At 48.5% G+C, this 26,470-nt stretch carries 24 protein-coding genes; all 24 read left to right on the top strand.

What is annotated here, in order from left to right; translation table 11 throughout:
- Window positions 1-168 precede the first annotated feature (168 nt).
- The 24 genes from AB4Y93_RS27095 (at window position 169) to AB4Y93_RS26980 (ending at window position 26,225) form a co-directional block, all read left to right on the top strand.
- Window positions 169-1,242 carry a BMP family lipoprotein gene (locus tag AB4Y93_RS27095; protein WP_441896744.1) on the top strand — a complete coding sequence of 358 codons (1,074 nt, stop codon included), beginning with the start codon at window positions 169-171 and terminating at the stop codon, window positions 1,240-1,242.
- Between the two features lie 107 nt (window positions 1,243-1,349).
- Entirely contained in the window at window positions 1,350-2,894 is a 1,545-nt protein-coding gene (locus tag AB4Y93_RS27090; RefSeq protein ID WP_441896742.1) for an ABC transporter ATP-binding protein, read from the top strand.
- Between the two features lie 6 nt (window positions 2,895-2,900).
- Window positions 2,901-3,995, top strand: coding sequence for an ABC transporter permease (locus AB4Y93_RS27085; protein ID WP_441896740.1), 1,095 nt, complete (start codon window positions 2,901-2,903; stop codon window positions 3,993-3,995).
- Window positions 3,992-4,954: an ABC transporter permease gene (locus tag AB4Y93_RS27080; RefSeq protein WP_441896738.1), complete on the top strand. Its 963-nt coding sequence runs from the start codon at window positions 3,992-3,994 to the stop codon at window positions 4,952-4,954. The genes AB4Y93_RS27085 and AB4Y93_RS27080 overlap by 4 nt, the downstream gene beginning before the upstream one ends.
- A gap of 247 nt (window positions 4,955-5,201) precedes the next feature.
- Window positions 5,202-6,140 (top strand): quinolinate synthase NadA, encoded by a 939-nt coding sequence (nadA, locus tag AB4Y93_RS27075; RefSeq protein ID WP_167282690.1) that lies wholly within the window; start codon window positions 5,202-5,204, stop codon window positions 6,138-6,140.
- Between the two features lie 43 nt (window positions 6,141-6,183).
- Window positions 6,184-7,800, top strand: coding sequence for an L-aspartate oxidase (gene nadB, locus AB4Y93_RS27070; RefSeq protein ID WP_441896736.1), 1,617 nt, complete (start codon window positions 6,184-6,186; stop codon window positions 7,798-7,800).
- Window positions 7,793-8,677: a carboxylating nicotinate-nucleotide diphosphorylase gene (nadC, locus tag AB4Y93_RS27065; RefSeq protein ID WP_441896734.1), complete on the top strand. Its 885-nt coding sequence runs from the start codon at window positions 7,793-7,795 to the stop codon at window positions 8,675-8,677. The genes nadB and nadC overlap by 8 nt, the downstream gene beginning before the upstream one ends.
- On the top strand, window positions 8,674-9,444 hold the full coding sequence (locus AB4Y93_RS27060; RefSeq protein WP_441896732.1) for a type III pantothenate kinase: 771 nt from the start codon (window positions 8,674-8,676) through the stop codon (window positions 9,442-9,444). Before nadC ends, AB4Y93_RS27060 begins: the two co-directional genes overlap by 4 nt.
- Before the next feature lie 4 nt (window positions 9,445-9,448).
- Window positions 9,449-10,348, top strand: a complete 900-nt coding sequence (gene hslO / locus AB4Y93_RS27055) for an Hsp33 family molecular chaperone HslO (RefSeq protein WP_441896730.1) — start codon at window positions 9,449-9,451, stop codon at window positions 10,346-10,348.
- Window positions 10,349-10,366: 18 nt separating this feature from the next.
- A complete protein-coding gene (locus tag AB4Y93_RS27050; RefSeq protein WP_441896728.1) occupies window positions 10,367-11,341 on the top strand; it encodes a foldase protein PrsA in 975 nt (324 codons plus the stop codon).
- A 157-nt stretch (window positions 11,342-11,498) separates the two neighbouring features.
- Window positions 11,499-12,437, top strand: coding sequence for a cysteine synthase A (gene cysK, locus AB4Y93_RS27045; protein ID WP_441896726.1), 939 nt, complete (start codon window positions 11,499-11,501; stop codon window positions 12,435-12,437).
- 103 nt (window positions 12,438-12,540) lie between these two features.
- A complete protein-coding gene (locus AB4Y93_RS27040) occupies window positions 12,541-14,106 on the top strand; it encodes an anthranilate synthase component I family protein (protein ID WP_441896724.1) in 1,566 nt (521 codons plus the stop codon).
- 33 nt (window positions 14,107-14,139) lie between these two features.
- The gene (pabA, locus tag AB4Y93_RS27035) at window positions 14,140-14,721 is read left to right on the top strand and encodes an aminodeoxychorismate/anthranilate synthase component II (RefSeq protein ID WP_441896722.1); all 582 of its coding nucleotides are present in this window, start codon (window positions 14,140-14,142) and stop codon (window positions 14,719-14,721) included.
- On the top strand, window positions 14,718-15,599 hold the full coding sequence (gene pabC, locus AB4Y93_RS27030) for an aminodeoxychorismate lyase (protein WP_441896720.1): 882 nt from the start codon (window positions 14,718-14,720) through the stop codon (window positions 15,597-15,599). Before pabA ends, pabC begins: the two co-directional genes overlap by 4 nt.
- On the top strand, window positions 15,596-16,462 hold the full coding sequence (gene folP / locus AB4Y93_RS27025; RefSeq protein WP_441896718.1) for a dihydropteroate synthase: 867 nt from the start codon (window positions 15,596-15,598) through the stop codon (window positions 16,460-16,462). Before pabC ends, folP begins: the two co-directional genes overlap by 4 nt.
- A gap of 64 nt (window positions 16,463-16,526) precedes the next feature.
- Window positions 16,527-16,913, top strand: a complete 387-nt coding sequence (gene folB, locus AB4Y93_RS27020) for a dihydroneopterin aldolase (protein WP_441896716.1) — start codon at window positions 16,527-16,529, stop codon at window positions 16,911-16,913.
- Window positions 16,891-17,442 (top strand): 2-amino-4-hydroxy-6-hydroxymethyldihydropteridine diphosphokinase, encoded by a 552-nt coding sequence (gene folK, locus AB4Y93_RS27015; RefSeq protein WP_441896820.1) that lies wholly within the window; start codon window positions 16,891-16,893, stop codon window positions 17,440-17,442. Before folB ends, folK begins: the two co-directional genes overlap by 23 nt.
- Window positions 17,394-17,603: a helix-turn-helix domain-containing protein gene (locus AB4Y93_RS27010; RefSeq protein ID WP_441896714.1), complete on the top strand. Its 210-nt coding sequence runs from the start codon at window positions 17,394-17,396 to the stop codon at window positions 17,601-17,603. The genes folK and AB4Y93_RS27010 overlap by 49 nt, the downstream gene beginning before the upstream one ends.
- Window positions 17,604-17,663: 60 nt before the next feature.
- Window positions 17,664-18,680, top strand: coding sequence for a tRNA dihydrouridine synthase DusB (dusB, locus tag AB4Y93_RS27005; RefSeq protein ID WP_441896712.1), 1,017 nt, complete (start codon window positions 17,664-17,666; stop codon window positions 18,678-18,680).
- Window positions 18,681-18,943: 263 nt separating this feature from the next.
- Entirely contained in the window at window positions 18,944-19,420 is a 477-nt protein-coding gene (gene greA / locus AB4Y93_RS27000) for a transcription elongation factor GreA (protein WP_441896710.1), read from the top strand.
- Between the two features lie 181 nt (window positions 19,421-19,601).
- The gene (gene lysS, locus AB4Y93_RS26995; RefSeq protein WP_441896708.1) at window positions 19,602-21,131 is read left to right on the top strand and encodes a lysine--tRNA ligase; all 1,530 of its coding nucleotides are present in this window, start codon (window positions 19,602-19,604) and stop codon (window positions 21,129-21,131) included.
- 218 nt (window positions 21,132-21,349) lie between these two features.
- Window positions 21,350-24,778: a phospholipid carrier-dependent glycosyltransferase gene (locus AB4Y93_RS26990; RefSeq protein WP_441896706.1), complete on the top strand. Its 3,429-nt coding sequence runs from the start codon at window positions 21,350-21,352 to the stop codon at window positions 24,776-24,778.
- 24 nt (window positions 24,779-24,802) lie between these two features.
- Window positions 24,803-25,789, top strand: a complete 987-nt coding sequence (locus AB4Y93_RS26985; protein WP_441896704.1) for a glycosyltransferase family 2 protein — start codon at window positions 24,803-24,805, stop codon at window positions 25,787-25,789.
- The gene (locus tag AB4Y93_RS26980; protein ID WP_441896702.1) at window positions 25,779-26,225 is read left to right on the top strand and encodes a GtrA family protein; all 447 of its coding nucleotides are present in this window, start codon (window positions 25,779-25,781) and stop codon (window positions 26,223-26,225) included. Before AB4Y93_RS26985 ends, AB4Y93_RS26980 begins: the two co-directional genes overlap by 11 nt.
- Window positions 26,226-26,470 lie beyond the last annotated feature (245 nt).

Raw genomic sequence — 26,470 nt, 5'->3', positions numbered from 1 at the left:
CTGGGACAATAATTTGTGAACATAATTTCTGTGTTAAATTAGTTGACATAATATGATTGACGGCTGTTAGATTGTAATTATAATTAGGAGAATAGTGGCGGTGGACATCAAGAATAATAAGGATAGTGCGATGCCCTTAACAAATAAAAGGCAGGGGAGAGAACAGGAATGAAGAAACAAGTTAGTTTAATGCTTATGATTATCCTGGCGCTGACAGTAGTCTTGTCCGCATGTGGTAACAAGAACGAGAACAGTAACAATACAAACACAGGCGGCAATGCAGAGACTGCATCCCCGGACACTTCTAAAGCCCCGGCTTCCAAGCTGAAGATCGGTATGGCAACAGATGTTGGCGGCGTAAATGACAAATCCTTTAACCAAAGCGCATGGGAAGCTCTGAAGAAAGTAACAGCTGATACCGGCGCAGAGAGTAAATATCTTGAAAGTAAAAGCGATGCGGACATGGAGCCTAACCTGAGAGCGTTCGTATCTGAGAAATATGATCTGACTTGGGGCATTGGTTTCCTCTTCTCGGATGCGATGACTAAGGTAGCAAAGGAAAACCCAGATTCCAAGTTCGGACTAATTGATGCAACGCCAACAGAAGCACTGCCAAATGTTGAATCGGTTGCGTTCGCAGAGAACGAAGGTTCCTTCCTCGTTGGTGTAGTTGCTGGTCTGATGACAAAAACGAATAAAATCGGTTTTGTAGGCGGCATGGAAATTCCAGTTATTAAAAAATTCGAAGCAGGCTTCAAAGCAGGGATCGAAGCGGTTAACCCTGAAGCTGCGAAAAGCATGAAAATTAACTATGTAGGTGACTTCTCCAAGCCTGACCTTGGTAAACAAGCGGCTGCAACGATGTATGACGCTGGCGTCGACATCATCTTCCATGCATCGGGCGCATCCGGTAACGGTGTGTTCAATGAAGCGAAGACTCGTAAAGATGCTGGTAAAGACGTGTGGGTAATCGGCGTAGACAAAGACCAATCGCTTGAATTCGGTGACGCAATTACACTGACTTCGATGATGAAAGGTGTAGAAGCTGCAGTATATAAAGTATCGAAAGACCTAATCGATGGTAATTGGCAAGGCGGTCAAGTCGTTACGCTTGGTCTGAAAGACAACGGCGTAGGCTTGCCAGATACTTCAACGAAAAACGTACCAGCTGATGTACTTGCAAAAGTTGAAGAGTACAAACAAAAAATCATCAGCGGCGAGATTAAAGTGCCTACTGAATAATTTTCAGATGAAAATTATTTGATGTCGCTGTCTCAAGGCAAGGCCGGCTCCAGCCGGTCTTGTCCTTTTTTGCCATAGAGGTAGAAAACCGGGGGGATGATGAAGGTATGGACCGGAGCACAACGGCTGTTGAACTAAAAGGGATTACGAAGCGTTTTCCAGGATTAGTAGCCAATGACAACATCAATTTTGAACTGAAAAAAGGCGAGATTCATGCTCTGCTTGGCGAGAATGGCGCGGGTAAATCGACGCTGATGAATATTCTGTTTGGCTTGTATCAGCCGGAAGAAGGCGAGATTTGGGTAAATGGCAACAAAACCGTTATTGACGGAGCGGGTAAGGCAATTGAACTTGGGATCGGCATGGTCCATCAGCATTTCAAGCTTGTACAGCCGTTTACGGTAGCGGAAAATATCGTGCTTGGCAACGAACCGTCTAAGTTTGGATTTTTAAAATATAAAAAAGCAAATGTAAAAGTTCGGGAGCTCTCCGAACGTTATGGATTGAAAGTAGAGCCGCAGGTGCGGATTAAAGATATTACGGTGGGCATGCAGCAACGGGTCGAGATTCTAAAAACCTTGTACCGCGGTGCAGATATTCTGATCTTTGACGAGCCTACAGCGGTGCTGACGGTACAGGAAATTGAAGAGCTTATTCAAATTTTGCGCAACTTGTCGGCTGAAGGCAAATCAATCATTCTCATTACCCATAAGTTGAAAGAGGTTATGGCGCTTGCGGATACCGTAACGGTTATCCGAAGAGGTAAGGTCATTCGTACCCTTCCAACCTCAGAAACAAATGAACGGCATTTGGCTGAATTGATGGTTGGCAGAGACGTCACCTTCGAAGTCGAGAAATCGAAACAGGAGCCTGGCGAAGTTGTGCTGTCCATTGATTCACTTCGTATGAAAGGTGATCAAGGGAAACAGGTGCTGGATGGTATCAGCCTTAATGTACGAGCTGGTGAGATTTTAGGTATTGCAGGTGTAGACGGGAACGGACAAAGCGAACTTGTTTATGCGATTACTGGAATGAGAGGCGTGTCAGGCGGGAGCGTTAATATGAATGGCCGCGATATTACGAATCGATCGCCTCGCCAAGTGTCACTCTCCGGCGTAAGCCATATTCCAGAGGATCGTCATAAGCATGGTCTGGTGCTTGATTTTACACTAAGCGAGAATATGATTCTCGGCAGTTACTTTGATCCGCAATTCGGCAAGAACGGCTTCATCGATTTCAAGGCGATGGATGTACTGGCAGATAAACTTGTTAATGAATTTGATGTTCGTGGTTCAGGTATTCATGCGAAAGCCCGTTCTTTGTCCGGCGGTAACCAGCAGAAGGCGATTATCGCCCGGGAGCTGTGGAAAAATCCAGATCTCTTAATTGCTGTACAGCCTACACGGGGGCTTGATATTGGTGCAATCGAGTACGTACATAAACGGCTCATTGAAGCACGTAATCAAGGAAAAGCTATTCTGCTTATTTCGTTTGAGCTGGATGAGCTGTACTCCTTGTCGGACCGAATTGCCGTTATGTACGAAGGCCGCTTAATGGGTGAAGTGGATGCTGATCATCGTGATGATCAACAGCTTGGCCTGATGATGGCTGGTGATGCAGCAGCAGCTGCTACAGCAGAAGGGAGGGGGTAGTACGATATGAATACGATGAGAAAAATATTCGACAAGTCATCCTTTCTGGTGCCGCTTGTCGCAATCATTCTAGGTCTCATTTGTGGCGGGCTTGCGATGCTCGCCGGTGGATATGATCCGATTCTAGCTTACTCCTCTCTCGTGAAGAAGCTGTTTGGCAGCCCTTACGACATCGGTGAAGCGATTCGTGCCATCACACCACTTATTTTTACAGGGATTGCAGTAGCATTTGCTTTCCGTACGGGCCTCTTCAATATCGGGGCAGAAGGCCAATTTATGATGGGCATGACAGGAGCAACGATCGTTGGTGTTACGCTTGATTTGCCATGGTACCTCCATGCACCTCTTGCGATTATTGTTGGTGGTCTGTTTGGCGGCCTGTGGGCGGCGCTCTCCGGTTATTTGAAAGCTGCACGTGGTGTAAATGAGGTTATTTCCTCGATTATGCTGAACTGGATTGCGCTTTTCCTCTCTAACTATATCGTGGGTACATATCTCGTTATGGAAGGGCAGCAGAAATCGAAGCCAATTCATGAATCAGCGCTTGTATCGATCAAATGGTTGTCCGAAAGTATGGGTAATGCCCGTATGCATTGGGGTACATTATTTGCGATTATTGGCTTAATCGTCTTTTATGTGATCTTGTGGCGTACGAAAAAAGGTTATGAGCTTCGTGCAGTGGGTCTCAACCCGAACGCTGCGCTGTATGCCGGTATGAACGTTAACCGTACAATCATCACTTCGATGTTTATCAGCGGCGTGTTCGCCGGTCTTGGAGGCGTCTTTGAAATTCTAGGCGTGTTCGGCTACCAGACGGTAATGGCTGCATCATGGGGGTATGGGTTTGACGGTATCGCTGTAGCACTTCTTGGCGGCAATACACCAATTGGCGTATTCCTTGGTGCTGTTCTGTTCGGCGGATTAAGCTATGGTTCGGCGGGTATGAGCTTTGGTGCAAATGTACCGCCTGAGATTGTTCGTATCGTTATTGGTTCGATTATCTTCTTCGTCGCTTCGCATGGTTTGGTGAAATTCTTCCTTAAACCATTTATGATTCGCCGTTCGAATAAGGGCAAATCGGAAGGAGGCGGTGCACGATGAACGCATTAGATACAATTGGTCAATTAATAAGCATTACGCTAGTCTTCTCGACAGCGCTTATCTTCACCGGCCTTGGTGGACTCTTCTCAGAGCGATCGGGTGTCATTAACATCGGTCTTGAAGGACTTATGATTTCAGGCGCTTTCGCTGCTGCAGTTATCACTGACCAAGCCATTCAGGGCGGCATGAAGCATGGTGCTCCTTGGCTTGGATTGCTTGCCGGTCTAGTCTTTGGCGTAATAGTCTCACTGCTGCATGCTGTAGCAACGATTACGTTCCGTGCAGATCAGACCATTGTTGGGGTCGTTATTAATATCTTGGCAGCAGGGCTCGCCATTTATCTGACCAAGAACTTGTACGAAGGCTCCGGACAGACTCCAACACTGGAGTACGTATTTAATCCGGTTGCTATACCAGGTCTCTCCGATATTCCATTACTGGGTAAAGGGATCTTCACCGCATATCCAACAACTTATATTGTGATTGGCGTTGTTATTCTCAGCTACTTCGTGCTGTACCGTACGACCTTCGGCCTTCGTCTGCGTGCTGTAGGTGAGCATCCAAGCTCGGCGGATACGGTTGGCATCAGCGTAACCAAATACCGCTATATCGGCGTTATGCTGAGCGGCGCTTTAGCTGGTCTCGGTGGCGCAACAATCGCGCTCACGACAACAAGCAACTTTGCTCATAACACGATTTCCGGACAAGGCTTTATTGCGATAGCGGCTGTTATTTTCGGCAAATGGAATCCGCTTGGTGTTGCCGGTGCGGCGATCTTCTTCGGGATGGCGCAGGCACTTCGGAACTGGGCGCAGTTGTTCGAGTGGTCGCATCATATTCCGAATGAGTTCTTCTATATGCTGCCGTATTTACTGACCCTTATTGTTTTGGCAGGGGCAGTGGGACGTTCGTCAGCACCTAGTGCGCTTGGTGAACCGTACGATCCAGCAAAAAGGTAAGGAAGTTCGTGTTTTTTACGCTAAGTCCTCTTCTCTGTCCTTATGCGAAATTCGCAGGCGGAGAAGAGGGCTTTTTCTTATTTAATGCATTGACAGCATCCTGCACGTGGAGTAAATTAAACCTTAACAAATCAATCACATTTAAGCCATTGACTTGACTGAGTTTGTGCATCAATTCACAAAGTCGGTAAGCCATTAATCGGAATGGGACTCACCACCCATCCCTCATAAGAGGAGAGGATCAACTGTGGAAGCGCTGGCGCTGGAACGCAAGGCGGAACAGAATCGTGAACTGCGTGAACGGCTCATGCAATTAAAGAAAGAACGAAATGCAATTATTCTGGCTCATTACTATCAACGGGATGAAATTCAAGAGGTTGCGGATTTCCGCGGGGATTCTTTCTTGCTCGCTCAGAAGGCTGCAGAGACTGATGCGGATGTTATCGTCTTTTGCGGGGTTCATTTTATGGGAGAAAGCGCGAAAATTCTTGCTCCTAACAAAACGGTTATTATTCCTGACGAACGTGCCGGCTGCCCGATGGCAGACATGGTTAACGTGGAAGGCTTGCGTAAGCTGAAAGCACAGCATCCTAACGCAACCGTTGTCACTTATATCAATTCTTCCGCAGACATTAAAGCAGAGACGGATATTTGCTGTACATCAGCGAATGCCGTTAAAGTGGTAAACTCGGTAGAAGGCGATGAAGTGATCTGGGTACCGGACAAAAACCTGGGCCACTACGTGCAGCAGAATACAGACAAAAAGATGATTATCTGGGAAGGCTACTGCAACACGCATGATATGCTGACGGTGAAAGACGTTGAGGAAATGAAGGCGAAATACCCGAACGCGCAATTCGTTGTGCATCCGGAATGCCGTCCTGAGGTTGTGGAGCTTGGCGATTTTGTCGGCAGCACGACAGCTATTCTTAAATATTGCAAGGAATCGGATTGTCAGGAGTTTATCGTTGGTACAGAAGATGGTACTGGTTACCAGCTTCGTCTGGACAGCCCGAACAAAACATTCCATTTTGCATCCAAATATTTGGTTTGTCCGAACATGAAAGTGAACAACTTGAAGAAGCTGGTGAAATGTCTCGAAACCATGCAGCCTCAAATCTACGTTCCAGAGCATGTTGCGGAGCAAGCCCGTAAGTCCCTGGAGCGCATGTTACTCGTTAAATAGGAGGAGCATGCGCTACTCCTATGCTTGGAGGCGCATTATTAATATGATACCAAGATACCTCGTTGACCTGTCGTTAGAGGACTTGCCAGTTATAGAGAAGGACGTACTTGTGATCGGGGCCGGCATTGCCGGTCTTTTTACCGCATTATTGGCAAGTGAGAAGAACCATTCGGTCTTAATGATTACGAAAAAATCTTTGCTCGACAGCAATACGCGTTACGCTCAAGGGGGTATCGCTGCGGTTATTTCGGATGACGATTCACCGGCCTATCACCGCGAGGATACGCTTATTGCAGGCGCAGGTCTTTGCTCAGAAGATGCGGTTAATGTCCTTGTCCATGAAGGTCCAGGAGGCGTCAGCAATCTCATCAGCATGGGTACACAGTTCGACCTTGAGAACGGTGAATTTGCGCTTACCAAGGAAGGGGCGCATAGCCAGCGTCGTATTCTTCATGCGAACGGAGACGCAACAGGCTTTGAAATCGTACGCGCTTTGTCGGAAAAAGCAACAGAGGATCCAGGCATTGACGTGTGGGATGATCATTTTGTCATCGACCTCGTGACACAGGATGGCGAATGCTGTGGGGCGATCGTTCAGAAGCCGGACGGGCAGCGTCTATACGTGCGGGGCAAAGCAACCATCTTGTGTTCCGGTGGAACAGGTCAGCTGTATCGTTATACGACTAATCCGGATGTAGCAACCGGAGATGGTGTTGCTATGGCTTACCGTGCAGGTGCGCTCATTCAAGATATGGAATTTGTTCAATTCCATCCGACTTCCCTTTGTTATCCGGGTGCACCACGCTTCCTCATCTCCGAGGCAGTTCGGGGCGAAGGTGCGATTCTGCGTAATATTCGGGGCGAGCGTTTCATGGATCGTTATCATGCTCAGCTTGAGCTTGCACCTCGTGATGTTGTCGCACGCGCTATTGTCAGTGAAATGGAAGAGACAAAGTCGACGTTCGTGTATCTCGATGTGACGCATGAATCGGCAGATATGGTGAAGCATCGTTTCCCGAATATCTATGAGTTCTGTCTGCAGTATGGACTGGACCTGACAACAGACTGGATTCCAGTTGCACCTGCTGCCCATTATATGATGGGTGGAGTCAAAACCGATTTAAACGGGGAAACCAATATAAGAAGGCTGTTTGCATGTGGGGAAGTATCGTCTACCGGCGTACATGGAGCGAACCGTCTTGCAAGCAATTCATTATCTGAAGCAATCGTATTTGGCAAACGCATTGTTGACAGCATTATCAAGCTCTCGGAGCTTGAGACAAAACCGGTAATCGAAGTGGAGCAGCCGCGAAGTAGTGCGCCGATGCAGGCCGTTGTAGAGAAGCGGCTCAAGCTGCAGAAGGTTATGGTTCGATACGCAGGTCTTCGCCGTAACGCTCAAGGTCTTGAGAGAGGTCTTGAAGAGCTGAAGCGGCAGCTGCCATTCTTCCAATCGGTTCTGACGAAGCGGGAGGAATACGAATTTGCCAACCTGCTGACCTGTGCGATTCTAACAACTGAATCAGCACTGCAGCGGGAAGAAAGCCGGGGTGCGCATAGCCGGGAGGATTTCCCGGAGAAGAACGACGCAGTATGGCGTAAGCATACCATTCTGCACCGGCTGCAAGGAATGACAGAGGAGCGAATTATTCATGTTTGATACAACGTTCGGTACCTATAATCACGCCCTGCGCGAGCTAATCCGCGGCTGGCTGGCTGAAGATATCGGCAGCGGCGATATTACAACAGCGACGACCATTCCGATGGGTTCGCAGTCAACTGCCGTTATCCATGTGAAGGAGAGCGGCATAATTGCCGGCCTTCCAGTTGCCCGACTCGTATTCGAAGTAGTTGATGCGTCGCTTCAGTTCGAAGCGAAAGTCAGCGATGGCGAGTATGTAGAGAAAGGCACCGTTATTGCTACTGTTGAGGGAAGCACACATAGTTTACTGACTGGTGAGCGTCTCGCGCTTAATTTGATGCAGCGGCTATCGGGTATTGCGACGAAGACCAATGCTTTTGTTGCAGCGCTTGAGGGCTTGCCGGTACGGCTTGTCGATACACGCAAAACAACGCCAGGTCACCGGATGCTGGAGAAGTATGCGGTCCGTGTTGGCGGAGGAGCTAATCATCGCTTTGGTTTATATGACGCCGTAATGATTAAAGATAATCATATTAAAGGTGCGGGTGGCATTCGCCAGGCAGTCGAAGCATCGCGTGCTGCAATTCCTCATACAATGAAGATTGAGGTAGAAACTGAATCCTTTGAGCAGATTGAAGAAGCACTCGCTTGCGGCGCGGATATTATTATGCTCGATAATATGGCCCCTGCGATGATGACGGAAGCCGTGAGTCGTATAAAAGCCCATTCTCCGCATGTTATCGTTGAAGCATCGGGTAATGTGAGGCTGGATACCGTTCGTGCGATTGCGGCCTGCGGTGTAGACGTTATTTCCGTTGGGGGATTAACCTACTCGTTCAACGCACTTGATATAAGTCTTGATTTGAATGCGAAAAAAGGGGGCGCTCCTACGTGATTTTAGTTATCGACGTCGGCAATACGAACATCGTTTTGGGCGTCTATAAAGGCAAGGAACTGCTTCATCATTGGCGGCTTAGCACGAACCGTTCGGCAACCGTGGATGAGTATGGCATGAACATGCACAATTTGTTCCATTATGCGGGTATTCGGATGGAGCAGATCGAAGGCGTTATTATTTCCTCGGTCGTTCCGCCGCTGATGCGTGCGCTTGAGCAGCTGTGTATGAAATATTTGCGCAAGACACCACTAGTCGTTGGTCCTGGTATTAAGACAGGTCTTAATATCCGTTATGAAAATCCGCGTGAGGTCGGCGCAGACCGGATTGTAAACTCGGTAGCAGGTATTGTGAAATATGGCGCGCCGCTTATCGTTGTTGATTTTGGTACAGCGACGACCTTTGATTATATTGATGCATCCGGCAGCTATCTGGGCGGAGCTATTGTGCCAGGTATCGGCATTTCGACTGAGGCGCTGTATCAGCGTGCGGCTAAGTTGCCACGTATTGAGCTGGTGAAGCCGAAGAGTGTCATTGGCCGCAACCCGGTTACTTCGATGCAGGCAGGCATTATCTACGGATACGCTGGACAAGTAGATGGTATCGTCAACCGAATCCGAAAAGAATTTCAAGTAAGTCCGCGCGTTGTCGCAACAGGCGGACTAGCAGAGTTAATTAGTTCGGAATCGGAAACGATAGAAGAAGTTGATCCACTTCTGACGTTAGAAGGGTTACGCATAATTTATGAACGGAATCAGGAGGGATAGAGGAATGGAGCAGTTACCAGACGTACTCGTTCGGGGTACGGCGTGGGGAGGTAAAATTCGCGTATTTGCAGCCCGCACAACCCAGCTTGTATCTGAGCTTCAGCATCGCCATCAGACGCTGCCGACAGCAACGGCCGCATTTGGTCGCACGGCAACAGCCGCAGCCATTATGGGCGCGATGCTAAAGGGTGAAGAGCAGCTGACTGTAAAAGTAAAAGGTGACGGTCCAATCGGTCAAATCGTCGTTGACGCTAATGCACATGGTGAAATACGGGGTTATGTCGATAACCCGGATGTGCTGCTTCCTAGTAATGAGCACGGGAAGATCGATGTCGCTGGCGGCGTCGGCCGTAATGGATACCTTCATATTATTAAGGACCTTGGTCTTAAGGATCCTTATCTCGGCAGCGTGCCGATCGTTTCGGGTGAGCTGGCTGAAGATTTCACCTATTATTTTGCCGTATCGGAGCAGACGCCTTCCGCAGTTGGACTTGGTGTGCTTGTGGAAGCAGACGGCAGTGTTATTCATTCCGGTGGATTTATTGTACAGATCCTGCCGGGACTAACGGATGAGGAGATTACTCGTCTCGAGCAGGCTGTTGGTTCGATGCCGCATGTGACAAAGCTGCTTGAACAAGGAGAGACACCAGAAGGAATACTGCGCCGGCTTGTAGGTGATGAGCTGCACATCCATGATTCGCTGGATTTGAAGTTCCAGTGCAAATGCTCGCAGGAGCGGGTGGAGCAGACGCTGATCAGCCTTGGAGTATCGGAGCTGGAGCAGATTATTGAGGAAGATGGCAAGGCAGAGGTAGTCTGCCATTATTGCAACGAGGCTTATACGTTTGACCCTGTACAGCTGAAGCAGCTGATTGATCAGGCAAAGCCAAAGCTTGTGCAATAACGCGGGGGCATTGGGGAAATGAAGAAATACGGGGTAATAAAAGCAGTTGTCGTTCTTCAAGCGATTTGTATGATTGTCCTAAGCGTGGCTGTCATTGTGAAGTTGTCTCCGTTCTCGGATGATCCTGAGCAGCATGATCCTGATTCGGAGACAAAGGCACAGACGGGTGATACGCCAAATGATTCGGATTCTGTGCGAAGCGATGGCATTGCGGCTGCGGTAGGAGGCATCCCAATTACAACGGCTGAGCTGGAGAGCCAGCTTGAGAAGCAATACGGGAACACCGTACTTCGAACGATGATGGTTCACAAAGCGATTGATTTAGAAGCAGAAGCGAAGCGGCTAAGTGTATCCTCTGAAGAAGAGGAGCGGGAGCTGGCTTCGATGATCGAAGGGTACGATAGCGAAGATGTTTTTTATAACGTGATGAAGGAACAGCTTGGCATGTCGAAGAATGATGTACGGGAAGATGTCAGATACCGCTTGCTGCTGGAGAAAATCGCTGTATTAACGGTCGATTTGACCGAGGTGGAGATTGAGAATTACATAGCAGCGAATCCAAGGCAATTTGCTGATCGGCTTAGGCTGCATCTGCAGTGGATTGTGACGGACACAGCGCAAGAGGCGAGTGATGTGCTGGATCTTTTATCAGATGGTGCCTCATTTGATGAGCTAGCAAGCACTTACTCAATGGATAGCAACACGTCTGATTCCGGCGGCGATCTGGGTCTTATCGATTCGGATGATCCTTTCTATGATGCTGATCTGCTGGATGAAGCAAGCCGGCTCCAGACAGGAGAGACAACAGGTCCCATTAAGGTCGAGGATGGCTATGCAGTAATCCGGCTAGTCGAGCGGGAGAAAACGGAAGGCCTGACCGGTCGTGTTCTGTATGAGAAGGCACGGCAGGATTTGGCGCTATCGAAAGCCAAGCCGCTTAATGAGATCGAGGATGATTTACTTCACAAATATGACGCGACAACGACCCCTTAGAGCACTAATATAATCATCCAGAAGCCGCCCCCGAGCGGTTTCTCCCTTTTATTGTAAATGCAAGAAAGAAACTATTGACAACGGATATAAGAGATTGATAATATGATATTAGGAAAAAACCAACTAAATTAGTCGGAATAAGGAGGCAATTATTCTCATGGCTAGAATTGTAAACAGCGTAACTGAACTCATTGGTGACACACCACTTGTCCGTTTGAACCGTCTTGTGCCAGAAGATAGCGCCGAAATTTATGTAAAGCTTGAATACCAAAACCCAGGTGCAAGCGTTAAAGACCGTATTGCAATCAGCATGATCGAAGTTGCTGAGCAAGAAGGCCGTCTGAAACCAGGCGATACAATCGTTGAGCCTACCAGCGGTAACACGGGTATCGGTCTTGCAATGGTAGCAGCAGCTAAAGGCTACAAAGCGATTCTAGTTATGCCTGAGACAATGAGCATTGAGCGTCGCAACCTGCTTCGTGCTTACGGTGCAGAGCTTGTTCTGACTCCGGGCTCCGAAGGAATGAACGGTGCTGTTCGCAAAGCAGAAGAGCTGGCGAAAGAGAACCCTTCGTATTTCATTCCGCAACAATTCAAGAACCAAGCGAACGTAAAAGTTCACCGCGAAACAACAGGTCCGGAAATCGTTGAAGCGATCAACTCCCTCGACGGTAAGTTGGATGCATTTATTGCGGGTATCGGTACTGGCGGTACAATTTCAGGTACAGGCGAAGTATTGAAAGAGAACTTTAAAGGCATTAAGATCTATGCAGTTGAGCCAGCTGCTTCCCCGATCCTTTCGGGCGGCAACCCTGGACCTCACAAAATTCAAGGTATTGGTGCTAACTTTGTACCAGATATCCTGAACCGTGAGATTTATGACGGCGTTATTACAGTTGAGAATGAAGAAGCATTCGAATATGCTCGTCGCGCTGCGAAAGAAGAAGGTATCTTGTGTGGTATTTCTTCCGGTGCTGCGATCTTCGCTGCCCTCAAAGTAGCGAAAGAACTGGGCAAAGGCAAACGTGTTATCGCAATTGTTCCTTCGAACGGTGAACGTTACCTGTCCACGCCATTGTTTAACTTCGAGAACTAATTTAGACCTATATGAGCCCCCATTCCTTGGAATGGGGGCTTTTTGACGTTTACGGGGGCTTTTTGTATACTTAGCAAATCATACCTGATCGGAGGAAATGAATATGTTCACCGCACCCCGGCAATGGGCCTTATGGCAGGCGGAACGAAAATATACGACCCTGCCGTTGTTAAAGCGTATTCCGCTTGGATCGGTCACGGTCGACTCATGGGAGTCGGCATGGCGCGCGGCTTCTCCACATGCTTTTGTTCTGGAAAGCGGCAAGGACGGACGTTACACTTATTTGGGGCTGCGCCCGGAAGGCATTATTCGCGGGAAAGGGCTGCATGCACAATCGGAAGAGCGGGATCTGCAAGATCATGTTCTGGCGGAACAAAGCTGGGAAGGAAAGCCCCTTGAGATTATGCGCCGCTGGATGGAGCCTTATCGATCTCCAAAGCTTGCGGATGGGCCTAAATGGACGGGGGGGTGCGTAGGCTATTGGAGCTACGATGTGGTCCGTTCGATTGAACGTCTGCCAGAGCTTTCGGCGGATGATACAGGACTTCCGGATTATTTGTTCCTGCGCATGAACAGGATCTGGATTGTGGATCAGCAGGAGAAGATGCTGTACTGCGCTGTCCATACGGCTGTTAATGGAGAAGAAAATGATGAGCAGCTCAAAGCCTGCTATGAGAAGGCAACAGCACAAGCTGATGAGATGGAGGCATTCTGGCAGGAGCACATTCAGCGGCAGGATGGCGAGGCTGCATCTATTCGCGAGGAGCGGAGACGGTTCCTGGAAGGCGACAGCCTGCATATCGATGTGGAGTCGGTAGAGGGCATCACTTCACCATTCCGTAAAGAAGCTTTTATGGATGCTGTGCAGCGTATTCAGCAGTATATCAGCCAAGGTGATGTATTCCAGGTGAATTTGTCTCAGAGGCAGAGCCGGGAAGTCACTGCCTCACCAGAGGAGTTGTACGAGTGGCTTCGTATTTTTAATCCGTCGCCTTATATGGGTTTCCTGCGCTGCCCGGACTTTCAGCTTGTCTCAGCATCTCCTGAGCTCTTAGTCGAGCAGAATGGCAATAAGCTGGCATCACGACCGATTGCAGGCACACGCCGCCGCGGCAGATCGGAGACAGAAGACCGGTTGATGGCGGAGGAGCTCCGTACAAGCGAGAAGGAGCGGGCAGAGCATATCATGCTCGTCGATCTTGAGCGTAACGACCTTGGGCGTATATCGGAATTTGGTACGGTTAAAGTCGAAGAGCTGATGGTTATCGAATATTACTCCCATGTTATGCACTTGGTGTCACAGGTGGAGGGGCGTTTGGCGGAAGGAAAGGATGCCTTTGATGTCATCGCGGCGACATTCCCGGGAGGAACGATCACTGGCGCACCAAAAATCCGTACTATGGAAATCATTGAAGAGCTTGAGCCGGTCCGGCGGGGACCTTATACGGGATCGCTTGGATGGATTGACTATAATGGCGATATGGAATTTAATATAATTATAAGAACGATGGCGGTGAAAGACGGTATCGTACATATTCAGGCGGGAGCAGGAATCGTCATTGATTCCGATCCGGAGCGGGAGTATTACGAATCGTTAAATAAAGCGAAGGCATTATGGAAGGCGATTCAGTATAGTGAACGATTTGCAGAGCGGACAAGCCGGACATAGTGCAAGGCGATACACAAAGGGGGAGCAGGAGCGATGATTCTAGTAATTGATAATTATGATTCGTTTACGTACAACTTGGTGCAGTATTTAGGTGAACTAGGTGAAGAGGTTGTCGTAAAGCGGAATGACGAGATTGATCTCGCTGGTATTGAAGCACTGAAGCCCGACCATATCCTGATCTCGCCTGGACCTTGCTCTCCGAATGAAGCAGGCATCAGCCTGTCGGTCATTGAGCATTTCAAAGGTATTATTCCGATCTTTGGCGTATGCCTTGGCCATCAGTCAATCGGACAAGCATTTGGCGGCGATGTTGTGCGCGCGGAGAAATTGATGCACGGCAAAACGTCTGAAATTTTGCATGACGGTAAGACGATTTTTGAAGGAATCCCATCCCCTTATACGGCTACTCGTTACCACTCTTTGATTGTGAAGCGTGAGACGCTTCCGGATTGTCTCGAGATTAGTGCGGAAACGGCGGAAGGCGAAATTATGGGACTGCGCCATAAAGAATATCCGATTGAAGGCGTACAGTTCCATCCTGAATCAATCATCACGCAGCATGGACATGCAATGCTGCGCAATTTCTTGAAACGCCGGACGGGCGCGACGCGATGAAGATCGCGCTGAACGGAACGGTAATGGAATCTGGTGAAGCTGTGATCTCGATTTATGATCACGGCTTTTTGTACGGTATGGGGTTATTTGAGACGTTCCGGACCTACGGTGGCAGGCCGTATTTGCTGAAGCAGCATATGAAACGGCTTAAGGCGGGCTGTGAGGCCATCGGTATCCGGTATAATCCGGATGTCAATGCGCTGCAGGCGATGATTACAACTCTATTGGAAGCAAATGGGCTCAATGAGGGATATATCCGCCTCACCATTACGGCTGGCATTGGCGAGCTTGGTCTTCCAAGCAATGATTATGAGCAGCCGACAGAGCTTATGCTTGTTAAGGCACTTCCACCTCATAATGAGCGGTTGTATGACGAAGGTAAGGAATTACGTCTGCTAAGGACAGTAAGGAATACCCCGGAAGGGGCCTTTCGTTTAAAATCACTCCATTATATGAACAATATAATTGCAAAGCGGGAATTGCTGGCAAGTGGTGCCTCCGCTTCAGCAGAAGGACTTATGGTAAGTCATGAGGGCTTGCTCGCGGAAGGTATCGTTAGCAATCTGTTTTTTGTGCAGTCGGACATTATTTATACCCCTTCCACGGATATTGGCATTTTGCCAGGTATTACGAGGCAGCGGGTAATAGAGCTCGCACGCGAGCGGGGCTATACCGTTCGGGAAGGACACTATTTGTATGATGAACTTCTAGCTGCGGAGGAAGTCTGGTTGACAACTTCCATTCAGGAGCTCGTACCGGTTACGCGGTTAACCGATGAGGCAGGCAGCAGCGTCATAGTTGGTAACGGATCAGCTGGACCAGTGCTGCGTGAGCTGCTGCTTGCTTATCGTGAAGATACGGAGGCACAACAACGATGAGCGAATGGGGACAACAAGGCTATAAGCCAACTTTTTGGAATAGAAGCTATGAGTTAGACGGCGGCATCAAGCTGGAGCTTGGGAAACGCACACTCATTATGGGGATCTTGAATGCCACGCCGGATTCCTTTTCGGATGGTGGGCGGTACAATCATGCGGAGGCTGCGGCTGAGCGTGCAGCCGCTATGGTAGAGGAGGGCGTCGATATTATCGACATCGGTGCCGAATCGACGCGTCCCGGCTTTGAGCAGGTCAGCGTTGAGGAGGAGCTTCGCCGCCTGCTGCCCGTAATTCGGGCCGTACGCGAAGCGGCACCTCACGTGCCGATCTCAATCGACACGTACAAGGCAGAGACCGCGCGCCTGGCGCTTGAAGCGGGCGCGCATATTATTAACGACATCTGGGGTCTGAAGTATGACCCCTTTATGGCGGCCGTTGCGGCCGAGTATGGCTGTCCCGTCATTATCAGCCATAACCGTCCAGCCCGGGACTACAGTGATCTTGTCCCGGATGTGCTCGCCGACCTGCAGGCGAGCGTGGCTATAGCGCTTCAAGCTGGCGTTGAATCAAGCCAGATTTGGCTCGACCCGGGTCTTGGCTTCGCCAAAGATCATGACGACAACCTCGAATTTATGGGCCGGTTGTCGGAACTAACAGAGCTTGGGTACCCGGTGCTACTGGGTACCTCGCGCAAACGATTCATCCGGCAGACGCTGGGCCTGCCGGTTGATGATCTGGCTGAAGGTACCGCGGCGACGACGGCGCTTGGTATTGCACAAGGCTGCCAAATCGTGCGCGTACATGATGTACGTGCCAATAAGCGGACGGCGATGATGACTGACGCCATCATGTACCGCAAATAAATGCGCTGACAGCGGTGGCGATACTCGGCCGCAGCTCTAATAGAAAGCGAGGAATCGGAAGGCAATGGACAGCATGATAATGAAGGGCATACAATTTTACGGCTATCACGGTGTTTTTCCTGAAGAAAATCGGCTTGGACAGAATTTTATCGTCGACCTTGACCTAAAGCTCGACCTGGAGAAAGCGGCGGCAACGGATGACTTGGAAGCAACCATAAACTACGCTGAGCTGTACGAGCAGGTCAAATCCGTCGTGCAGGGAAAGCCTTATAAATTAATTGAAGCTTTAGCTGGCGGCATTGCAACGCGGGTTTTGGAAGCTTATACTATGATAAATGAAGTGACGGTTCGCGTAACAAAGCCAAATCCGCCGTTTGAGATTCATTTCGAAGGAGTTACAATTGAGCTCCGGCGTAAGCGGGATGGGAATGGACGTGTTGTCCGTGCCTAACACGATTGCTCAAGCGTATATTGCACTAGGCTCCAATCTTGGTGATCGCGAGGAACTGCTTAGGCAGGCGGTAGAACGTCTTAAGCAGCAGTCTGGCGTTCAGATTGTAAAAGTATCGGGTATTTACGAGACAGACCCTGTCGGCTACACGGATCAGCCTGCTTTTCTTAATATGGCGGTGTCTGTTAAGACTTCTCTTTCGCCGAATGAGCTGCTTCATGCCTTATTTGATGCAGAACAGCTTCTTGGCCGTATCAGAGATATTCGCTGGGGACCTCGCACCATAGATCTAGATCTGCTGTTATATGGAGATGTAACGATGGATGATGAGGAGCTGACGCTGCCTCACCCCCGTATGATGGAGCGGGCATTTGTGCTTGTACCACTTAGGGATGTCATCGATTCTTCGCATCCTCTGCAGGACCTTGTTTCGGTCTCTGCGGCAGCGGCGCTTCAGGATGGAAAGGAAGGCATCAAGTTATGGAAAATCACCAATTGGCTCAGCGAGTCCGAGCGTTTCGGAAGCTGAAGGGCTACACCCAGCAGGAGCTGGCGAAGGTATTAGGCGTATCTGTAGCGGTTCTTGGATCGCTGGAGCGGGGAACACGTAAGCCTGATGCACGGCTTCTGACGAATATAGCGAATACGCTAGGCATCAGCTATGAAGAATTAATGGATACGGAATCATAACGTACCTTACATATGACGAACTAGACTTCATCACTCAGAGAAGGAGGATACAGAAACAGCATGTTGAAAATCGGAGATATTGAGATGAAAAATAACGTCGTGCTAGCACCGATGGCTGGCGTATGCAACCCGGCTTTCCGTCTCATTGCCAAAGAGTTCGGAACCGGTCTTGTATGCGCAGAGATGGTCAGTGATAAGGCGATTCTGCATGGCAACAAGCGTACGATGGAAATGCTCTTCGTAGATGAGCGGGAGAAGCCGCTTAGTCTGCAAATTTTCGGCGGCGACCGTGAGTCGCTCGTGGAGGCTGCGAAAGTTGTCGACCAGCAGACCAATGCCGATATTATTGATATTAATATGGGCTGTCCGGTACCTAAAGTGACAAAATGTGATGCAGGCGCCCGCTGGCTGCTTGATCCGAATAAAATATATGAAATGGTCTCGGCTGTTACCGCTGCTGTCAGCAAGCCGGTTACGGTTAAAATGCGGATCGGCTGGGATGATGAGCATATCTTTGCTGTCGATAACGCGAAAGCTGTCGAAAGCGCAGGCGGCAAAGCTGTCAGCGTGCATGGACGTACTCGTGAGCAGCAATACACGGGTAAGGCGAATTGGGACATTATTCGTGATGTGAAGCAAGCGGTATCCATTCCCGTTATTGGTAACGGTGATGTTTTCTCGCCGGAAGATGCCCGCCGCCTGCTTGAACATACTGGCTGCGACGGTGTTATGATTGGCCGTGGCGCGCTTGGCAACCCGTGGATGCTGTACCGTACTATTCAGTACTTATCGACAGGCGAACTGATGCCGGATCCGCTTCCTCGTGAGAAGATGGAAGTTGCCATCCTTCATATGGACCGTCTTGTCGCGCTCAAGGGCGAAGCAACTGCGGTGCGTGAGATGCGTAAGCATCTGGCTTGGTACTTGAAAGGACTTCCTGGCGCAGCTCGCGTGAAGGATGTCATTATGGAAGAAACAGGCCGCGACAAGCTTGTCGAAATACTGGATCAATACATTTCTTCTTTGGATGAAGAAGAGTTGACCTCTATTGGCGGCGGTTCCCAAACCGCTCATTAAGAAGGAGAGAGGATCATCGGCCCCTAAGCCGTTGGTCCTCTCAATCTAATCTATTGTAAAGCGGTTACAGCGGCATATTTGGCTTTGATTGACATTCAGGGTATCTTTGAAATATAATCTTGCAATATACATCAACGACATCGTCGTTTCCGCGCTGACTGCCCCGCAACTTGGCATGAGGAACGGGGAATGCAATATATTAATTAACAGTGAAATTCATACAACTGTATGAATAATATGTCACACGACAGGAGAATCGGAAGATGGGCGATAAGGAAATCATTCTGACTCAGGACGGGTTAAAGAAACTTGAAGAGGAACTGGAAAACCTCAAGTCGGTCAAGCGTCGTGAAGTAGCGGAACGTATCAAAATTGCGATCGGTTATGGAGATATCAGCGAGAACTCGGAATATGAGGACGCGAAGAATGAGCAGGCTTTTATTGAAGGCCGTGTCATCACCCTTGAGAAAATGCTCCGCAATGCGCGGATTATTAATAATGATGAGATTGCTACAGATACGGTAAGTATTGGATCGGTTGTAACGGTGGAAGATTTGGAATTCGGTGATACAATGGAATATGCAATCGTAGGTTCAGCTGAATCCGATCCTCTTCGAAACAAGATTTCGAATGAGAGCCCGGTAGGCAAAGCGATTTTGGGCAAGAAAAAGGGTACAGTCGTGGACGTAAGCGTTCCTGCCGGCATTATTCAATATAAAATCGTCGATATCAAAAAATAAGGTTTGCACTGCTACTTGCGTATATTTTCGGAAAGCTTCCTTAGTGGAAGCTTTTTGAACGTTAAATATAAGAAAGTATAAGCTTCTCTATACTTTGCTTATATTTCACTCGCTAAACGTCTGCTGCCCTTCCAAAGAAGGTGCAGCCGTTTACGCTTGAGCAGTGCCTTTAATTTAGGAGATGAATGAAGTGGATCAGCAAAACACGGGAGTGGAACAAGAGCAAGAACTAAGCGAACTTCTGCAAATCCGCAGAGATAAATTGGACGAGCTGAGAGCACTTGGCGTCGACCCATTCGGCGGTAAATTTGAGCGTACGCATAATGCGAAGGATATTATTGCCGCTTATGAAGCGTTAAGCAAAGAAGAGCTGGAAGAGAAAGCGATTAAGGTAAGCATTGCTGGCCGTATTATGCAAAAACGCGGCATGGGTAAAGCGTCGTTTGCTCATATCCAGGACCTTTCTGGCAAAATCCAAATTTACGTCCGCAAAGATACCGTTGAAGCGAACAAATACGCTGCTTTTGAAATGCTGGATATCGGTGATATCGTTGGCATCAACGGCGTTGTGTTCAAGACGAATACGGGCGAAGTTTCAGTTAAAGCACATGAAGTGGAAGTACTGACGAAGTCGCTTCTTCCGCTGCCTGATAAATACCATGGCCTGAAAGACGTAGAGCTGCGCTACCGTCAGCGTTATGTTGATCTGATCGTGAACCCGGATGTTCAGCAAACCTTCATCGCACGTTCCCGAATTATCCAATCGATGCGCCGTTACCTTGACTCCAAGGGCTATCTCGAAGTTGAGACGCCAACTCTGCATTCCATTGCAGGCGGAGCTGCGGCACGTCCATTTATTACCCATCATAATGCGCTTGATATGCAGCTCTATATGCGTATCGCGATTGAGCTTCACTTGAAACGTCTGATTGTTGGTGGTCTGGAGAAAGTATACGAGATCGGCCGCGTATATCGGAACGAGGGTATTTCGACTCGCCACAATCCAGAATTTACGATGATCGAGCTGTACGAGGCTTATGCTGACTACAAAGACATCATGTCGCTGACCGAGAACTTGATTGCACACATTGCACAAGAAGTGCTTGGTACAATGAAGATCACTTACCAAGGACAAGAGATTGATCTGACGCCAGAGTGGCGCCGCGTGTCGATGGTGGATCTGGTTAAGGAAGTAACAGGTGTCGACTTCAGTGTCGAGATGACCGACGAAGAAGCTCATGCGCTTGCGAAAGAGCATAAAGTACCGGTTGAGCCTCATATGACGTTTGGCCACATTCTGAATTCCTTCTTCGAGACGCATTGTGAGCATACGCTTATCCAGCCGACGTTCGTTACAGGCCATCCGGTTGCCATCTCGCCGCTGGCGAAGAAGAACCCAATTGATCCGCGCTTCACAGACCGCTTCGAGTTGTTTATCGTTGCACGTGAGCATGCGAACGCCTTTACGGAGCTGAATGATCCAATCGACCAGCGCCAACGCTTTGAAGCCCAACTAGTAGAGAAGGAACAAGGCAATGACGAAGCGCATGAGATGGATGATGACTTCATCCGCGCCCTCGAGTACGGCATGCCGCCTACAGGCGGACTTGGCATTGGTGTTGACCGCCTCGTTATGCTGCTCACAGATGCGCCTTCGATCCGCGATGTACTGTTGTTCCCGCATATGCGCGAGCAGCGACAAGGCGAATAAGTTTAAGAATTAAGATTAAGCAGACAACAGCACCGCTTGGACGAACTGGTCCGGGCGGTGCTTTTTCATTACCATAGGGTCGCTTATCTTCGAAGAGACCGATAGTAGTTTTATCACGATAGCTGTACACATTGACATTTGATATGGAAAGTGAGAATGTATTTTACAGGAAAAAGGATACTTGTTCGAAACTTATCGTTCGAGGTGAATCGCGGAAAATGTGGAAGCTACGTGCTGTTATAGGTTTGTTAATTGTACTCGTCATTGGACTTTTACCTGCGATAACCGGCTATGCTGCTGCTGCTGTTGAGGGAAGCAGCACAAACGGATTAGGCAATATTGCTACAGAGGCCTTCTCACCGATCATCTCCATGGAGCCGGTTCAGTCTGCTTCAGCAGCACCACAAGAGAAGACCGTGGATCCGAAGAAAATATCTGCGTTTCCGGTGTTAGCCGTATCCGCGTTATTTGGTGCGTTGTTTGCATACTTGTACAGCAGGTGGCTGCGTGCTCGGGAATTCTCCTCCGGTGGGAAGTTTGCTGCACCTGGGAGCAAGCCATCCATGAATGGCTTGCGAATTGCACTTCTTGCTGCATTTGCCTTCCGGTTTTATATTGCGGTTTCAAACCCTGGCTATACGAATGATATAAATACGTTTATATTTTGGGCGAATCATGCCTACACAGATGGGATAAGTCACTTCTATCAGGAAGGGCTGTTTGCCGATTACCCTCCGGGTTATATCTATGTGCTGTATGTACTTGGAGCCATACAATCATGGGTGGGGATAGATTCCGCCAGCGATGCAGCTTTGTTACTCTATAAGCTGCCGGCTATTGCAGCCGATCTCATCTCAGGTTATCTGATATACCGAACTGCACAGAAAAAACTTGATCATCGGGCAGCATTTGGGCTGGCGATGCTCTACATCTGGAACCCTGCCGTCTGGATTAACTCGGCTGGATGGGGACAGGTCGATTCCTTCTTCGCTCTGATCTTAGTGCTTGCGATTCGTGCCATTACAAACGGCAAGCTGGAACGCGGCTCGATCTGGTTTGCTCTCGCTGTTCTTGTGAAGCCGCAAGCGCTTATTTTTTCTCCCGTCATGCTGCTTGCTTATGGATATAACCTTAAAGAGTGGAAGCGTGTTGCTGCTGGCATCGGATATGGGGCGGTTGCCTTTCTCCTGCTCGCCGCACCATTTATATGGAATAATGGTGGACTACATGCTCTCTACAAGTTGTATAAGTCGACGTTATCTTCTTACCCCTATGCCACACTTAACGCATTTAATCTATACGCGTTAACCGGAGGGAACTGGGCGAAGCTGGATCAGCAGTGGCTTGGACTGGAGTACGCAACATGGGGCAATATCGGGATTGCTTTTGCAACAGTTGCGTCCATTCTCTTTTTTGCAGCTCGCAAGCAGCAGAAGGACTTGTCGGGTTCCTTCTATATGGCGATGATCCTGATCGTTACCGTCTTTATGTTTGCTGCCAAGATGCATGAGCGCTATATGTTTCCTGCTCTTCTTCTAATGATCTTTGCTTATATCGAGGCAAAAGACCGCAGAATTCTGCATTTGCTGTTTGGCTTTAGCGTCACCCATTTCATTAATGTTGGTTACGTTCTGGCATTCAGCCAGGCGAATGCCTTCTTGCCTTCCTCAGACGGCATTCTCATTGTAACTTCACTTTGCAACGTTGGTTTGTATATATACATGCTTTATATCGGCTATGATAGATATATTAAGGGGCGGCAGCTTACGGTTCCCGTCATAACGAAGGCAGAGCTCGAGCGTTCAGAAGAGCATTTGCTGCAAGGTGTGCGGGCTGAGAGTGAGCCCCCTAAGCGCAGGCTTCATCGTAAGGACTGGCTATGGATGTCCATCATTACGGTCATCTATGCGGTAATTGCGTTGTCCAACTTAGGCTCAACCGTTAGTTTCGACAGCGGCTGGAAGGCAGACCGCGATGGCCAAAGCTTTTATGTGGATTTCGGGAAGCCGGTACAAATCAGCCAAGTGAACAGCTTTAACGGAGTTGGCGTTGGCAAGTACAAATGGGAGTTTAGCAGCAGTACACCGGATCAATGGAGTAACCCGATCGAAATCGAGCAAAAGGTCGGCGATAACCTGAAATGGACGGTTAACCCGATCAATCAGACTGTCAGGTATGCGAAGCTGACGGTTACCAAGTGGGGCTTTACGATGCAAGAGGCAGCTTTCTATTCAGACGGCAGTGATCAGCCGCTTCCTATTCAGCAGATTGTTGATGTAGACGGTGCTGATCAAGCGGATAAAGCTCTGCAAGGCAGTCGGCTATTCGATGAGCAAGCGAACGCTGTTTATAAGTCCACTTATATGAACAGCTCTTATTTTGATGAGATCTATCATGCGCGCACGGCCTATGAGAATCTTCACGGAATAAAAGCTTATGAAAATACACATCCGCCGCTTGGAAAGCTGTTAATTGCAGTTGGTATTAAGCTGTTTGGGCTTAGCCCATTTGGCTGGCGGATCGTTGGTACCCTGTTTGGTATTGGGATGCTGCCAATCATTTATCTCTTTGCTCTGCAGCTATTCCGCAGGACCGGGTATGCAGCGACAGCAACGATTCTGTTCGCAGCAGATTTTATGCACTTTACGCAAACACGTATCGCTACGATTGATGTCTATGGTGTCTTTTTCATCATGCTGATGTTCTACTTCATGAATAAATACAGAGAAATGAGCTTTTACCGATCACCGCTTCGGAAGACACTTGTACCTTTATTCTGGGCAGGCTTGCTGTTTGGGATCGGGGTAGCATCCAAATGGATTGTCATTTATGGCGGGGCCGGACTTGCGGTTATGCTGGCTCTTGTCCTTATTGAACGATACAGAGAGTATGCAGCAGCAAGGCGCATCCTTAGAGGTAGAGAAGAGGGAGCCTCTACACGGGAGGACGGTGAATACCAGCATGCGGTCCGCAATTTTGTACGTAATACCGTGTTGACACTTGCAAGCTGTGTTGTCTTTTTCGTCGTTATACCGCTCATCATATACTGCTTGTCCTACATTCCGGTCCTTGATGTCAAAGGGGATACGTATACGGCAGAGCGATTGGTTGAATACCAGAAACACATGTATGATTATCACAGCAAACTTGTCGCTACTCATCCATACTCCTCTCAGTGGTGGGAATGGCCGTTTATGAAGCGTCCGGTTTGGTATTACAACGGTAAAAATCTTGATCATGCAGGAGATGTCTCTTCCATCTCGGCGTTTGGCAACCCACTCATATGGTGGACAGGGATTTTCGCGGTTATTGCGGCATTTTATATAAGTATTAAGCGTAAGGACAAACGGATGTACGTTCTATGGATTGCTTATTTATCGCAGTATCTGCCATGGATGCTCGTTCCGCGATTAACATTCTTATATCATTATTTTGCGATGGTACCGTTCATGATCCTTGCCATTGTCTATATCTTTACACGCTTCGAGGACGGGCGGGAGAAAAGAAAGTGGATTCGCTGGCTGTACGCTGGTATAGCAGTCGTCCTGTTTGTTATGTATTATCCAGTTATCTCTGGTATGGAAGTAAGTAAGGATTACGTCATGATCGCACTGCGGCATTTTGATTCATGGGTCTTTTACAGCTAATGATTTCGGAAGGGGTATACGAGCATGAAGGCAAAATACAGCATTATCGTGCCGATGTATAACGAACAGGAAGTGATTCGCCATACGTACGCCAAGCTCAAAGAAGTGATGGACGGGTATGGTGAACCTTATGAGCTCGTATTTGTTAACGACGGCAGCCGGGACCAAACGGTTGAGATCGTCGAGGCGATCTGCCAAGAGGACAACCATGTAAAGCTGATCAACTTCTCACGTAACTTTGGCCATCAGATAGCTATTACCGCCGGTATGGACTACGCGCAGGGTGAAGCCATTATTATTATTGATGCCGATCTGCAGGATCCTCCGGAAGTTATGCTCGAGATGATCGAGAAGTGGAAGGAAGGATATGAGGTTGTTTATGGCAAACGGCTGAAGCGCAAAGGCGAAAGTGCCTTCAAGAAAATAACGGCGATGCTCTTCTATCGTACAATGAGAAGTATGACGAACTTCGATATTCCGATGGATACGGGAGATTTCCGGTTAATAGACCGTAAAGTATGCGATGTACTGCGCGGCCTTAAGGAGAAGAATCGTTTCGTGCGTGGTCTGGTGAGCTGGGTCGGCTTCCGGCAGACGATGGTGGAATATGTCCGCGAGGAGCGTTTTGCAGGGGAAACGAAATACCCGCTTAAGAAAATGATTAGCTTTGCCTTGGACGGCATCACTTCCTTCTCTTATAAGCCGCTCAAAATTGCAACCTATATCGGCTTTGCTCTTTCAGCTTCGAGTTTTGTGTATTTGCTGGTCGTCCTGTGCCAGCGTCTGTTTACTTCAACTACTCAACCGGGATGGACAACAATCGTAGCCATTAATCTGCTGTTTAATGGGATCATTCTTATGCTTCTTGGTTTAATTGGGGAGTACATCGGTCGTATCTATGACGAATCCAAGAATCGCCCCTTATATATTGTAAGGGAAGCACGCGGATTCACCGAGGACAAGGAGCAGGAGGACAAGCTGAAAGAGAAGGAACGTGAGTATGTCCATTGAGGGATTAGAGCAGCAGACTGAAGTTAGGAAAAACCGAGTTGGTGCTGTAAAGCAATTCGTCGTATTCAATATAATAGGATTGTTAAATACGCTTGTGGACTTCATTGTGTACAGCCTACTGGTGTGGGCGGGACTTTATGTCCTTCCCGCACAAGCCATCTCCTACACTGCTGGCATGGTGAACAGCTATACACTTAACTCCCTGCTCACCTTTAAGGGGGATAAGAGTCGAGCCAGTGAATCAAATTTTGATCGGCGCAGGGCAGTTCGTTTCATTATTCTGAATGCTGCCGTTCTCGGAGTATCAATGCTGCTCCTATATGAGTTTACCGAAGTGATGAAGATAGGGCCATTATTAGGGAAGCTGTTAGCTACTGGAGTAACGGTTATCCTTAACTTTGCGGGCAGCAAGTGGTGGGTATTCCGAGGAGCATAAAGCACTAGAAAATCAATTTAAAAATAGTTTTAAAAAAATGCTTGCAATCGACTAGGCGGGCGTGATATATTATCTAAGTCGCCGCTGAAACAAACGGTCGACAAACGAAAGAAAATTGTTCTTTGAAAACTGAACAACGAGCAAAACTGCCCCGTTAGAAATAACGGAAAAAGCGATAAAAACAAGTTTGAGCAAGTCAAACAGAACCATTTCATGGAGAGTTTGATCCTGGCTCAGGACAGGAC

Origin of the sequence: Paenibacillus sp. YAF4_2, assembly GCF_052113225.1 — a bacterium.
Lineage (GTDB): Bacteria > Bacillota > Bacilli > Paenibacillales > Paenibacillaceae > Pristimantibacillus.
Note: the sequence above shows the minus strand (reverse complement) of the source record. Positions and strands in the feature narration are given on the sequence as shown.

Coding starts and splice junctions, on each gene's coding strand:
- AB4Y93_RS27040 (WP_441896724.1), top strand. CDS start 12,541: ATGTTCACCGCACCCCGGCAATGGGCCTTATGGCAGGCGGAACGAAAA.
- AB4Y93_RS26980 (WP_441896702.1), top strand. CDS start 25,779: ATGTCCATTGAGGGATTAGAGCAGCAGACTGAAGTTAGGAAAAACCGA.
- pabC (WP_441896720.1), top strand. CDS start 14,718: ATGAAGATCGCGCTGAACGGAACGGTAATGGAATCTGGTGAAGCTGTG.
- AB4Y93_RS27080 (WP_441896738.1), top strand. CDS start 3,992: ATGAACGCATTAGATACAATTGGTCAATTAATAAGCATTACGCTAGTC.
- cysK (WP_441896726.1), top strand. CDS start 11,499: ATGGCTAGAATTGTAAACAGCGTAACTGAACTCATTGGTGACACACCA.
- AB4Y93_RS27050 (WP_441896728.1), top strand. CDS start 10,367: ATGAAGAAATACGGGGTAATAAAAGCAGTTGTCGTTCTTCAAGCGATT.
- lysS (WP_441896708.1), top strand. CDS start 19,602: ATGAATGAAGTGGATCAGCAAAACACGGGAGTGGAACAAGAGCAAGAA.
- hslO (WP_441896730.1), top strand. CDS start 9,449: ATGGAGCAGTTACCAGACGTACTCGTTCGGGGTACGGCGTGGGGAGGT.
- folP (WP_441896718.1), top strand. CDS start 15,596: ATGAGCGAATGGGGACAACAAGGCTATAAGCCAACTTTTTGGAATAGA.
- nadC (WP_441896734.1), top strand. CDS start 7,793: ATGTTTGATACAACGTTCGGTACCTATAATCACGCCCTGCGCGAGCTA.
- AB4Y93_RS27085 (WP_441896740.1), top strand. CDS start 2,901: ATGAATACGATGAGAAAAATATTCGACAAGTCATCCTTTCTGGTGCCG.
- pabA (WP_441896722.1), top strand. CDS start 14,140: ATGATTCTAGTAATTGATAATTATGATTCGTTTACGTACAACTTGGTG.
- AB4Y93_RS27095 (WP_441896744.1), top strand. CDS start 169: ATGAAGAAACAAGTTAGTTTAATGCTTATGATTATCCTGGCGCTGACA.
- folB (WP_441896716.1), top strand. CDS start 16,527: ATGGACAGCATGATAATGAAGGGCATACAATTTTACGGCTATCACGGT.
- AB4Y93_RS26990 (WP_441896706.1), top strand. CDS start 21,350: ATGTGGAAGCTACGTGCTGTTATAGGTTTGTTAATTGTACTCGTCATT.
- AB4Y93_RS26985 (WP_441896704.1), top strand. CDS start 24,803: ATGAAGGCAAAATACAGCATTATCGTGCCGATGTATAACGAACAGGAA.
- folK (WP_441896820.1), top strand. CDS start 16,891: ATGGACGTGTTGTCCGTGCCTAACACGATTGCTCAAGCGTATATTGCA.
- nadB (WP_441896736.1), top strand. CDS start 6,184: ATGATACCAAGATACCTCGTTGACCTGTCGTTAGAGGACTTGCCAGTT.
- dusB (WP_441896712.1), top strand. CDS start 17,664: ATGTTGAAAATCGGAGATATTGAGATGAAAAATAACGTCGTGCTAGCA.
- AB4Y93_RS27090 (WP_441896742.1), top strand. CDS start 1,350: ATGGACCGGAGCACAACGGCTGTTGAACTAAAAGGGATTACGAAGCGT.
- greA (WP_441896710.1), top strand. CDS start 18,944: ATGGGCGATAAGGAAATCATTCTGACTCAGGACGGGTTAAAGAAACTT.
- AB4Y93_RS27010 (WP_441896714.1), top strand. CDS start 17,394: ATGGAAAATCACCAATTGGCTCAGCGAGTCCGAGCGTTTCGGAAGCTG.